Genomic DNA, 11,640 nt, shown 5'->3' with positions numbered 1-11,640 from the left:
CGTCATCGCCGGGCCTTCCGCCGCTCGCCGAGGGTGCGCAGGTAGACCAGGGCGATGACCAAGTTGATCAACAGCATCAGGAACGAGATCGCGGCGCCGAAGCCGAGCTCACCGCCGGAGAGGGCGATCTTGTAGACGTACACCGGAAGGATCTCGGAGCGCTGCTCCGGGCCACCCGCCGTGATCAGGAACGGGGTGAAGTCGTTGAACGTCCAGAGGCTGATCAGCAGCAGGTTGGTCAGGATGTGGCCCCGGATGCGCGGAAAGACGACATCGCGGAGCTGCTGCCAGGTGGACGCCCCCGCCAGCCGGGCGGTCTCCAGGTGCGACGGCGGCACGTTCTGCAGTGCGGCGGCGTAGAGCATCATCGAGAACGCCGTACCCCGCCAGGTGTTGAACAGGATGACCGAGAGCATCGGATGATCGAGGAGCCAGGCCGTCCCGGGCAGCCCGAGCAGCGCGTTGAGGGTGCCGGCGTCGCGGTCGAGCAGCGCGATCCAGAGGAACGCGACCACCGAGCTGGGCAGGATCCAGGCCAGCAGCACCAGGGCCTCCACCACCCGGCGTACCGGCCCGCGCCGGTCCCGCAGCGACCAGGCGATGGCGAAACCCAGCCCGGCCTGGCCGAGCACCGCCGAACCGAGCACGAACTGGAGGGTCAGCCAGAGCGAGGTGTGGAACCGCTCGTCGCCGAGCGCGGCGACGTAGTTGTCCAACCCGACCACCTGCGGATCGGCCGCGGCAAGCCCGGTCAACCGGTAGTTGGTCACCCCGAGGTAGAGGGTCCACACCGCCGGTACGACCAGGAACAGCACGATGAGCACCAGGCTGGGCAGGACGAACCCGCCCGCCCGGGCCCGGCCGAGACCGGCGGCGTCGGACCGGCGGCCCAGCGGCGCGCCCGGGTCCGCCGGGCGCGCCGGCAGTTCGTCCGCCGCCGCCGTGCTCCGATCAGGAGGTGACGTTGTCCGCGCCACCGACCAGACCCTCCAACTTCTTCTGGTACGCGGCAGCCGCGGCGTCCGGCGCCGTGCCCCCGACCACCGCCGCGGTGGCCTCCTGAAGCGCCACCGACACCTGCGGATAGACCGCCAGCGGTGGCCGGGCGGCAGTGATCGGCAGGATCTTCTCGGCCACGAACCGGAGCATCGGATCGCCGGCCAGCATCTCGGTGTTGACGTCGGTCCGGGCGGTGAGCCGGGGTACGTCACCCAACTCGGCCTTCACCGCCTCGGCCGAGTGCATGAAGCTGAGCAGCTCGAACGCCTGATGCGGGAACTTGGAGTTCGGGTTCAGCGTCCGTACGCTGCCGCCGGACATGCTGACGAAGTCCTGGCCCCGGATGCCCGCGCCCGGTGTCCTGGCCGGAATCAGCGCGTACCCGACCGCGCTGTCCCGGTCGGCCATCTTGGCGATCCCGGCCTTCGGCTCGATCACGCTGCGCCAGAAGTAGTCACCCTCGCCGAGGATGCCGATCTTGCCTTCGGCGAACCGCTGGAACGACTTGTCCCGCCCCTTCGCCTCCTGTTGCAACAGCGGGTCGCCGAGCCCGCCGCCGTAGACCCTGGCGTAGAAGTCGAGCATGTCCCGGGTCGGCTGGCTGGCGCCGGTCCACTTGCCGTTGGCGAAGACCTCGCCGCCGGCCCCGGCCAGCAGGGGAAGCGCGCCCTGCATGCTGGTCGCCTCACCCATCGCCGTACCGGCGTTGATCTGGATCGGCGTGACGCCGGACAGTGTCTTGAGCTTCGCGCCCGCGTCGAGGATCTCCTGCCAACTGCGCGGTTGCCAGTCGGCGGGCAGGCCGGCCTGGGCGAAGAGCTTCTTGTTGTAGTACAGCAGCCGGCCGTCGGTGCCGATCGGGATGGCGTACCGCTTCTCCTCGAAGCTGCCCAGCCCCTGCACCGTCTCCGGGATCTGGGCCCAGCCCGCCCAGCCGTCGGTTTCGGCACCGGCCACCTCGGACAGTGGCTTCAGGTAGCCGGCCTGGGCGAACTCGCCCACCCAGATGCCGTCGATGGAGATCACGTCGCTGCCGGACCTGGCCCGCAGGTCCAGGGCGAGCTTGGTCTTGTACTGCTCGTCGTCGACCCCACTGGGCACGAAGGTCACCTTCGCGGTGACGCCCTTGGCCTTCTGTGCCTCGACGAACTTCGGGATCACCCAGTTCTGAATCCAGTCGGCACTGCGGGAGTTCTTGCCACCGGCGATCGCGTTGTCGCTGATGGTCAGGGTGATGTCCTTGGCGTCCCGGCCCGCCGGCTCCGCGGAGTCCCCGCAGGCGGTGGCGGCCAGCACCAGCGTGGCCACCGCGGCGAGCGCGCCTCCCGTGCGCGTGCGTCGAACTGACATGTCTGCTTCCCTTCGGAACGATCGATCTCGAAGAGACTCACCTTTGGCAGAATGTCATGACAGCCTGACGACGTAAATAGATCTTTACGAAATCCGCCGGTAACCGGGATCCGGCCTGGCTGGTGCCGTGCTCGGGTTCCGTGCCGGGGCGGCCCCGGTCGTCCCGTCCGGTCGGGGTCGGGGCTGTCGACGCTCGTCCGTCCGCGCGGTCACGGCCGGCCCGACCGTGCCGCGCGGGCCGGTCGGATCGCGGTTCTCAGCCCGGATCTGTCCGGGACAAACCTCGCCCGGACATCGGCCATTCGTACATCCGGATATAGCCATATAGATGGCTGTCAAGCGCCGTCCGGCCCTGACATTTGTCATAAGTACCCGTGCGCGACGCACCGTAGGGGATGACTTAACACACTAGTAACACCTCGGATCTGAAAGGAGACTCGGATGCATCGATGAGGCACGGTCGCTCAGGGACACCCGAGGAGCCGCGACGATGGACGAACGCTACGACGCGTACTGCGCAGTCGATCCGCTGTTCTACGATTCGCTCACCAACGTCTCCGCCCCCGCCACCGGGTTCACCGCAGCCGACCGTCCCCTGCCGACCGGCTGGGAACGCGAACCGAACGACGACTGGCTGATCTACGGCCCCGAGGACGGCAAGCTCCCGCAGCAGGGCTGGAAGATCCACATTTCGGCCTGTCTGGACAACGCGGAGCGGGTCCTGGGAACGGTGTGGGACTACTGCATACCGCGAGGGATCTCCTTCAAGTTCCTCCGCGGCCCCCGGATGCTGCTGATGCGCAACTCGAAGTACGCCCGCCGGGGTTCCAGCGGCAAGTTCGTCACCATCTACCCCCGGGACGAGGCCGAACTCGAGCTCGCCTGCAAGGAACTCTCGGACCGGCTGGAGGGCGAGGCGGGACCGTACATCCTGAGCGACCTGCGGTACGGCGCCGGCCCGGTCTACGTCCGCTACGGCGGCTTCGCGGCCCGCTACTGCGTCAGCGGTGACGGCCAGGTGGTGCCGGCCGTCGAGGACGACAACGGCACCCTGGTACCGGACCGGCGCGACCCGATCTTCCACGTACCGGACTGGGTGGCCCTGCCCGAGTTCCTCCGCCCGCATCTCGACGCCCGCAACGCCACCACCACCACCGACCTGCCGTACCGGATCGAACGGGTGATCCACTTCTCCAACGGCGGCGGACTCTACGTCGGCCGGGACACCCGTACCGACACCCAGGTCGTGCTCAAGGAGGCCCGCCCGCACGCCGGTCTGGACGCCACCGGCGCCGACGCGATCACCCGGCTGACCCGCGAGGCCGAGGTGCTGCGCCAGCTCGCCGACGTGCCGCAGGTGGCCCAGGTCCACGACCAGTTCGTCCTCGGCGACCACCACTTCCTCGCCCTGGAGTTCATCGAGGGCCAGGCGCTCAACAAGGTGCTGGTCGAGCGGTACCCGCTGATCGACGCCGACGCCACCCCCGCCGAGCTGTCCGGGTACACCGCCTGGGCGATGCGGATCCACGAGCAGGTGGAGCAGATCATCGGCGCGATCGCCGACCGTGGCATCGTCTACGGCGACCTGCACCTGTTCAACGTGATGGTCGGCCCCGACGACCGGGTCACCCTGGTCGACTTCGAGGTGGCCGCCCCGGTCGCCGACGCGAGCCGACCCGCGCTCCGCAACCAGGCGTTCGCCGCGCCGCGCGACCGGACCGGCCTCGCCGTGGACCGGTACGCCCTGGCCTGCCTGCGCCTGGCCCTGTTCCTGCCGCTGACCCAGATGGTCCGGCTGGCCCCGGCCAAGGCGGCCCACCTCGCCGACGTCATCGCCGCGCACTTCCCGGTGCCGCGCGACTTCCTCCTGCCCGCCGTCGCCGAGATCCGTGGCGACGCCCTGGCCGGCGGTGCCACCGCCGACCGTGCCGAGTCCGGCGCTACCGGACCCGCTGCCGCCGTTGCCGTGAGCACCGGGACCCGACGGGTCGCCAGTGCCGGCACCCGGCGCAGCGGCACGGCGGACCCGATCGCGGGCACGGCCGACTTCGCCGCCGGCCGGTCGGCCTGGCCACGGCTGCGGAACCAGCTCGCCGGCGCGATCCTCCGCACCGCCACGCCGGAGCGGGACGACCGGTTGTTCCCCGGCGACATCGACCAGTTCCGCACCGGCGGGCTCAACCTCGGGTACGGCGCCGCGGGGGTACTCCACGCGCTGCACGCCACCGGGGCGGGCCGGTTCCCGGACCACGAGGACTGGCTGGTGAAGCGGGCCCTCGACCCGCCGTCCGGAACCCGCTGCGGCTTCTACGACGGACTGCACGGCGTCGCCTTCGCGCTGGACTGCCTCGGCCGCCGGTCCGACGCCCTCGACGTACTCGACATCTGCCTCCGCGAACCCTGGGAGGATCTCGGCGAGGACCTGGTCAGTGGGCTGCCCGGGATCGCGCTCAACCTCGCCGAGCTGGCCGGCCGGACCGGCGAACCAACCCTGCGGCAGGCCGCCTGGCGGGCCGCGGAGCTGGTCGCCGACCGGCTGGCCGGCGACCGGACGCCGGCCGGAAACGGCGACGGCGGCCCCGCGACCCTTGGGTCCGGGTCGGAGATCAGCGGCGGGACGCACCCGTACGCCGGACTCACCCGTGGCCGCAGCGGTCCCGCCCTGATGTTCCTCCGGCTCTACGAGCTGACCGGCGACGGCGCGCTGCTCGACCGGGCCGCCGACGCGCTGCGGCAGGACCTGCGCCGCTGCGTACTGCGGCCGGACGGGGCGCTGGAGGTCAACGAGGGCTGGCGGACCATGCCGTACCTGGCACACGGCAGTGTCGGCATCGGACTCGTACTCGACCAGTATCTCCGGCACCGGCCGGACGCCGAACTCGCCGAGGCGGCGGCGGCGATCCGGCGCGGCGCCCGGGCACCCTTCTACGCGCAGTCCGGCCTCTTCGCCGGCCGGGCCGGCATCATCGCGTACCTCGCCGCGCGGGCGACCGACGGCTCCGACGGCCCGGCCGAGGACCCCGACGGGGCGTCCCGGGACGCCGACCGCGCCGAACTGGCCGTCCAGGTGTCGCGACTGGCCTGGCACGCGCTGCCGTACCGCGGCTTCCTCGCCTTCCCCGGCGAGCAGCTGCTGCGGCTGTCGATGGACCTGGCCACCGGTACGGCGGGCGTCCTGCTCGCCACGGGTGCGGCCCTGCACGACGAGCCGGTGACCCTGCCCTTCCTCGCGCCGCTCTCCGGCGCGACAAAGCTCCCCTCGCTGCCGCGTGGGGCTTATCGGACCAAGAACTAGGAGGAGGTGAACAACATGGCGCTTCTCGACCTTCAGGGGATGGAGCTGGCCGACCGCACCGGTGGTGGTGGCGGCGGTGGCAGCCGGGCGAGCCTGCTGCTCTGCGGCGACAGCTCGCTGTCCGTGACGACCTGTAACTGATCAGGTCAGTAATCCGGGGCCCTGGGTGGGCAGACGTCCTCACCCAGGGCAACCCCGTGTGATCAGGAGGGTGGTGCCCGTGCCCGCCGACGGCGACCGGCTACTCCGACAGGCGATCACCTACGGCGGCGGCTGGACCATCGTCCTCGGGGCCGCCGCGCTGCTCGGCGCGGTCGCCGAACTGCTCCTTCCGGCCGCGCTCGGACTCTCCGTGGACGCGGCCCTCGGCGGCGCCGACCCCTGGTGGCCGGTGGCCGCCTGCGGACTCGTGGTGGTGATCGTCGCCACCGACACCCTGGCCACCCTGGCCAGCGGGACCGGCACCGCCCGGACCACCGCCCGGCTCCGGCACCAACTGCTGCGGCACCTGCTCGCCCTCGACCCGCGGCACGCCGCCCGGCGTCCGGTGGGCGACCTGATCGGACGGCTGGTCGGGCAGGCCGCCGACGCGGGTCAGGCCGGCGCCACCGTCGTACTCGGGCTGACCGCCGTACTCCCCTCGGTGGGTAGTGTGCTCGCCCTCCTGCTGCTCGACTGGCGCCTCGCCGTCACCTTCGGCGTCGGGCTGCTGCTGCTCGCCGTCCTGATGCGCGCCTTCGTGACCGACGCCTCCGCCGCCGCCTCGGACTACCTCGGCGTACAGGGGCGGATCGCCGGACGGCTGGCCGAGGCGCTGCACGGGGCCCGGACCATCGCCGCCGCCGGTACCGTAGCCGCCGAGATCGGCCGGATCCTGGCCCCGCTGCCCCAGCTGCGTACGCACGGCACCCGCACCTGGACCACCCTGGCCCGCGCCTCGGCCCGGACCGCCGCCGTGGCACCCATGCTGCAACTGACGATCGTCGCGGTCGGCGGCTGGTCGGTGACCGAGGGACGGCTCACCCCGGGGCAGCTCTTCGCCGCCGTGCAGTACGCCGCGCTCGGCGCCGGTCTCGGCGCCGTGCTCGCGACGCTCAACCGGCTGGTCCGGACCCGGGCCGGTGCGCAACGGGTCGCCGCCGCGCTCGCCGAACCGGTCCGGACGTACGGCGGGGCGACGCTGCCCCCCGGTACCGGCCGGCTGGTGCTGTGCGGCGTGACCGTACGGGCCGACGACGGGCGGCCGGTCTTGGACGGAGTCGACCTGCGGGTACCCGCCGGCGCCACGATCGCCGTCGTCGGCCCGTCCGGATCCGGCAAGTCCTCCCTCGCGGCGGTCGCCGGCCGGCTCCGCGACCCGGACGCGGGCGAGGTGCTGCTCGACGGCGTCCCCCTGCGCCGGCTGAGCCGGACCGCCCTGCGGAACGCCGTCGGGTACGGCTTCGAGCGACCGATTCTGATCGGTGACACCATCGCAGAGGTGATCGCACTGGGCCGGTCCGCCGAGCCGGTAGCAGTCCCGCCGGACGTAGCGGATCCGCCGGACGTCGCAGTCCCACCGGACGTCGCGGTTCCGCGCGAACTCGTGACGGCGGCTCGGGCGGCGGCGATCGACGAGTTCGTCGAGCGGTTGCCGGACGGATACCGGACCCGGCTCGACGCCGCGCCGATGTCCGGCGGTGAGACGCAGCGGCTGGGCCTGGCCCGCGCGCTGCACGCCGGACGGCTGCTCATCCTCGACGACGCGACGTCCAGCGTGGACACCGCCACCGAACACCGGATCGCCGGAGCGATCGCGGCGCACGCGGACCGGCGTACCCGAATGATCGTGACCCACCGGGTGGCCACCGCCGCCGACGCCGACCTGGTCGCGTGGTTGGACGGCGGCCGGTTGCGCGGCGTGGGGCGGCACCGGGACCTGTGGCGGGACCCGGACTACCGGGCCGTCTTCCAGCCGTCGGCGGTGCCCGGGTACGCGCCGGCCGGCGACCCGGTCGAGGCGGTACGGTGAAGGCCGTCGTCCGGTTCACCGCTGCCGCACTGCGCCGCCGGGCCCGCCCACTCGGCCGGCTCGCCGGATGGTCCGCCGCCGAGGCGCTGCCGGCGCTGCTCGCCGGTCAACTGACCGCCCGCGCCCTGGACGACGGTTTCCTGGCCGGCCGGCCAGAGGTCGGGCTGGCCTGGCTCGGCGGGCTGGCCGGCGCGGTCGTGATCGGTGCGATCGGCACCGGTCGGGCGTACGCCCGGCTCGGCGACGTCGTCGAGCCCTTCCGCGACGAGTTGGCGGACCGGGTCGTGAGCGGGGCACTGCACCGCTCGACGGCCGCCGGGGCCCGGCCGGACACGGCCGCCGTGGCCCGGCTGACCCACCAGGTGGAGATCATCCGGGACACCTTCGCCGGCCTCGTCATGGTCGTCCGGGGATTCCTGTTCACCGCCGGGGCGGCGCTGCTCGGACTCTTCTCCCTGACCCCGGTCGTGGCCGGCGTGGTCGCGGTGCCGCTGGCCGCCGGGCTGATCCTGTTCGCCGCCGCGCTGCCGGCAATGGTCGACCGGCAGCGGAGCTACGTACGGGCCGACGAACGGCTGGGCGAGACGGCCAGCGCCGCGCTGACCGGACACCGGGACGTGGTGGCCTGCGGCGCGCAGGAGGTTGTCGCGGACCAGGTGGGCCGGCAGGTGGACCGGCAGGCCGCCGCCGAGCGGGCCCTGGCCAGGATGGCCGCGCTACGCAGCCTGAGTCTCGCCGTCGGTGGTTGGCTGCCGCTGGCCGTACTGCTGCTGACCGCCCCGTGGCTGGTCCGGCGCGGGCTCACCGCCGGTGCCGTGCTCGGCGCCCTGGTGTACGTCGCCACCGGGCTGCAACCTGCGCTGCACGCGCTGGTGCAGGGCGTGGCAGGTGGCGGCCTGCGCTTCGCGGTGACCCTGGACCGGATCCTGAGTTCCACCGCACTTCCGCCACCGCCCGGGGGTGTGTCCCCGCCCCGCGCGGTGGCGGCCCAGGCGGACCCGGCGCGCGCCCGGTTGCGTGGGGTCACCTTCCGGTACGGGCCCCAGGCCCGGCCGGTCCTCGACGACTTCGACCTCACCCTGTCCGACGGGACGCATCTGGCCGTGGTGGGGCCGAGCGGGGCCGGGAAGTCGACCCTCGCCGCGCTGCTGGCCGGACTGCTCCAGCCACAGGCGGGTACGGTCCGGCTCGGTGGCGTACCGGTCGACGGCGATCCCGCCGTACTGGCCGGGCACCGGGTGCTGATCCCGCAGGAGGCGTACGTCTTCACCGGCACGCTCCTGGACAACCTGCGCTACCTGTGTCCGGATGCCGACGAGCACCGGGTGGCGGCGGCGGTGGAGCGACTGGGCCTGGGCCCGTTGGCGTACCGGCTCGGCGGTCTTGCCGCGACGCTGGAGCCGGGCGCGCTCTCCGCCGGGGAACGGCAGCTCGTCGCGGCGGTCCGCGCCTACCTCTCCCCCGCCCCGCTGGCGATCCTGGACGAGGCGACCTGTCATCTGGACCCGACGGCCGAGGCGACCGTCGAACTCGCCTTCGCCGCCCGGCCGGGCTGCCTGGTGGTGGTCGCGCACCGGATCAGTTCGGCACTGCGCGCCCGGCAGGTGCTGATCCTCGCGGACGGTCGCCCGATGCTGGGCCGGCACGAGGAGCTGCTCGCCCGCTCGGCGACCTACCGGGAACTGGTCGGCCACTGGCGGGGCGAACCCGCGACCGCCCAGCCGGCCCGACCGTTGCCGTTGGGCGGATAACCCCCGCCGGACCGGCGACGGGTGGAGGTGAACCAGTGCGCCCGGCAACGCCGCGATTCGCGCCCCGTCACTCGCGCGGATCCGTCCGGGTCGCCGGCCTGGCGGTCAGGGACGGCGCGGGCACGGACTCGTGCTGCACCACCCGGCTGCGCGGTCCCGCCCCCGCCCGTCGCCCGCGACTGCGCGGGCGCGCCTCCGGCTGGGGGAAGACGAACCGCTTGAACGCCCAGAGCCGGAAACACATCGCGATCAATGTGCCGACGATGATGCCGCTGACGAAGTCGGCGACCTCCTGCACCGGCCGGCTCACGTCGGGGACCCGGAGCAGGAACACGTACCGGGAGGCGTAGAGCGGAATGAGGTTGAGCACGATGCCGACCGCGCTGACCGAGAAGAACAGGGCCGCCTCGTGATGTCGTTCCCGACCGCCCCGGGTCCGGAACGACCACTCGCGGTTGAGCACGTACGACAGGACCGTGCTGACGATCGTGGCCACAGCGAGCGCGGTGACCGGCTTCTGGTGCAGGACGGTCAACTTGAGCGTGTAGTTGACACCGGTTGTCGCCACAAAACAGACACCGCCCACCACGAGGAACTTCGCCGCTTCATGGTGTTTGCGCAACAAACCGGTGAGCCACATTCCAGCCAGCCTAGATCACGGCGGCGACAGAGCACATTTCCGCAGGTCGGAGCCGAAGAAAATGGCCCGCCGGTTGCCCCGCCCGGACGGCGAATAGATAGAGTGTCCTCGATGGTGGCCAGGCATGTTCTCGGACTCAGCGCGCTGTCGCACGACGCGTCCGCGTGCGTCGTACGGGGTGACGAGATCCTCTTCGCCGGGCACGCGGAACGGTACTCGCGACGGAAGAACGATCCCGAACTCAGCGGCGGCCTGCTCGCCGAGGCGCTCTCCTGGGGCCGGCCGGACCTGATCGCCTGGTACGAGCACCCGCTGCGCAAGAAACTCCGGCACCTCCGGGCCGGGCAGTACCGGCACGCGACGGCGATCGACGACCTGCCCCGGCGCTACCTGGCCCGGCTCGACCTGCCCGAGTTGCGGGGCGTACCGATCCGGTACGTCGGCCACCACCACTCGCACGCCGCAGCCGGCCACTTCACCAGCGGCGAGCGGACCACCGCCGTCCTCACCGCCGACGCGATCGGCGAGTTCGAGACGTTGACGCTCGGCGAGTTCCGGGACGGCCGCTACCGGGTCTTCGACCGCTGCCGCTATCCGCACAGTCTCGGGCTGCTCTACAGCGCGTTCACCCGGCGGTGCGGCTTCACCCCCAACGAGGAGGAGTACATCCTGATGGGGCTGGCCGCACTCGGCCGCCCCCGGTACGTCGACCAGATCAGGAGCGAACTGATCGAGTTCACCCCGCCCACCTTCCGGCTCCGCCGCAACGTCCATCGGGGCATCGGCGACTGGCAGCCCCACGCCGACCTCGCCGACCTGGCGGCCAGCATCCAGGTGGTGACGGAGGAGGTGCTGCTCGCGGCGGCGCGCTGGCTGCGCACCCGGGTCGGCGACACCTCGACCCTGACCGTGATGGGCGGGCTGGGCCTGAACTGTGTCGCCAACGAGCTGCTCGCCCGGCGCAGCGGCTTCGACCGGATCACCCTGCTGCCGAACCCCGGGGACGCCGGGTCGAGCCTCGGGGCGGCCGCGGCCGTACTCGGTCGTCAGCTCAACTGGACCGGGCCGTACCTGGGCACCCGAATCCGGGGTGACTACCCGGTCGCGGGCCTGGCCGAGGCGCTGGCGGCCGGCAGGGTGGTCGGGGTGGCCCGGGGACGGGCCGAGTTCGGTCCCCGCGCGCTGGGCAACCGGTCGCTGCTGGCCGACCCGCGCGGCCCGGACAGCCGGGACCGGGTCAACCGGGTGAAGGGGCGGGAACCGTTCCGGCCGTTCGCTCCGGTGGTCCGCCAGGAGGTCGCTGCCCGGTACTTCGACATGCCGGTCGGCGCGTCGCCCTACATGCAGTTCACCGCCCGGTGCCGGGATCCCCGTTCGTTCCCCGGCATCGTGCACGTGGACGAAACGAGTCGGGTCCAGACGGTGACCCGCGCCCAGCACCCGGGCCTGTACGACCTGCTCCGGGAGTACGAACGGCGTACCGGCTGTCCGATGCTGCTCAACACCAGCCTCAACCTCAAGGGTGAGCCACTGGTCAACGACCGGGACGACGCCGCCCGGTTCAGTGCCCGGACGGGTGTGCCCGTGCTCTGAA

Annotated in this window: 8 protein-coding genes; 5 read left to right on the top strand and 3 right to left on the bottom strand. The window is 72.4% G+C overall.

The genetic code is table 11. The features are described from left to right. Positions 1-2 precede the first annotated feature (2 nt). Entirely contained in the window at positions 3-977 is a 975-nt protein-coding gene (locus H4W31_RS28525) for a carbohydrate ABC transporter permease (protein ID WP_192769450.1), read from the bottom strand. Continuing rightward, positions 952-2,349: an extracellular solute-binding protein gene (locus H4W31_RS28520; RefSeq protein WP_192769449.1), complete on the bottom strand. Its 1,398-nt coding sequence runs from the start codon at positions 2,347-2,349 to the stop codon at positions 952-954. The genes H4W31_RS28525 and H4W31_RS28520 overlap by 26 nt, the downstream gene beginning before the upstream one ends. A gap of 490 nt (positions 2,350-2,839) precedes the next feature. Here H4W31_RS28520 and lanKC point away from each other — a divergent pair, with 490 nt between their 5' ends. From lanKC to H4W31_RS28500, 4 genes are all read left to right on the top strand, one after another. Then, positions 2,840-5,644 (top strand): class III lanthionine synthetase LanKC, encoded by a 2,805-nt coding sequence (gene lanKC, locus H4W31_RS28515; RefSeq protein WP_192769448.1) that lies wholly within the window; start codon positions 2,840-2,842, stop codon positions 5,642-5,644. A 15-nt stretch (positions 5,645-5,659) separates the two neighbouring features. Continuing rightward, a complete protein-coding gene (locus H4W31_RS28510; RefSeq protein WP_192769447.1) occupies positions 5,660-5,785 on the top strand; it encodes a SapB/AmfS family lanthipeptide in 126 nt (41 codons plus the stop codon). 73 nt (positions 5,786-5,858) lie between these two features. Further along, a complete protein-coding gene (locus H4W31_RS44455) occupies positions 5,859-7,655 on the top strand; it encodes an ABC transporter ATP-binding protein (RefSeq protein WP_192769446.1) in 1,797 nt (598 codons plus the stop codon). After that, a complete protein-coding gene (locus H4W31_RS28500) occupies positions 7,652-9,406 on the top strand; it encodes an ATP-binding cassette domain-containing protein (RefSeq protein ID WP_192769445.1) in 1,755 nt (584 codons plus the stop codon). Before H4W31_RS44455 ends, H4W31_RS28500 begins: the two co-directional genes overlap by 4 nt. 67 nt (positions 9,407-9,473) lie before the next feature. Here the strand turns inward: H4W31_RS28500 and H4W31_RS28495 are convergent, their stop codons facing one another. After that, positions 9,474-10,046, bottom strand: a complete 573-nt coding sequence (locus H4W31_RS28495; RefSeq protein ID WP_192769444.1) for a GtrA family protein — start codon at positions 10,044-10,046, stop codon at positions 9,474-9,476. A 111-nt stretch (positions 10,047-10,157) separates the two neighbouring features. Here H4W31_RS28495 and H4W31_RS28490 point away from each other — a divergent pair, with 111 nt between their 5' ends. After that, positions 10,158-11,639 carry a carbamoyltransferase C-terminal domain-containing protein gene (locus H4W31_RS28490; RefSeq protein WP_192769443.1) on the top strand — a complete coding sequence of 494 codons (1,482 nt, stop codon included), beginning with the start codon at positions 10,158-10,160 and terminating at the stop codon, positions 11,637-11,639. Position 11,640: the final 1 nt, after the last annotated feature.

It is taken from the genome of Plantactinospora soyae (assembly GCF_014874095.1).
In the GTDB taxonomy this organism is placed as follows: Bacteria; Actinomycetota; Actinomycetes; order Mycobacteriales; family Micromonosporaceae; genus Plantactinospora; species Plantactinospora soyae.
The sequence above is the reverse complement of the archived record's forward strand: the minus strand, read 5'-3'. Positions and strand labels throughout refer to the sequence as shown.

What these genes read in the sequence shown, in the direction of transcription:
- H4W31_RS28520 (WP_192769449.1), bottom strand. Translation starts at nt 2,349, where the DNA reads ATGTCAGTTCGACGCACGCGCACGGGAGGCGCGCTCGCCGCGGTGGCC.
- H4W31_RS28510 (WP_192769447.1), top strand. Translation starts at nt 5,660, where the DNA reads ATGGCGCTTCTCGACCTTCAGGGGATGGAGCTGGCCGACCGCACCGGT.
- lanKC (WP_192769448.1), top strand. Translation starts at nt 2,840, where the DNA reads ATGGACGAACGCTACGACGCGTACTGCGCAGTCGATCCGCTGTTCTAC.
- H4W31_RS28490 (WP_192769443.1), top strand. Translation starts at nt 10,158, where the DNA reads ATGGTGGCCAGGCATGTTCTCGGACTCAGCGCGCTGTCGCACGACGCG.
- H4W31_RS28495 (WP_192769444.1), bottom strand. Translation starts at nt 10,046, where the DNA reads ATGTGGCTCACCGGTTTGTTGCGCAAACACCATGAAGCGGCGAAGTTC.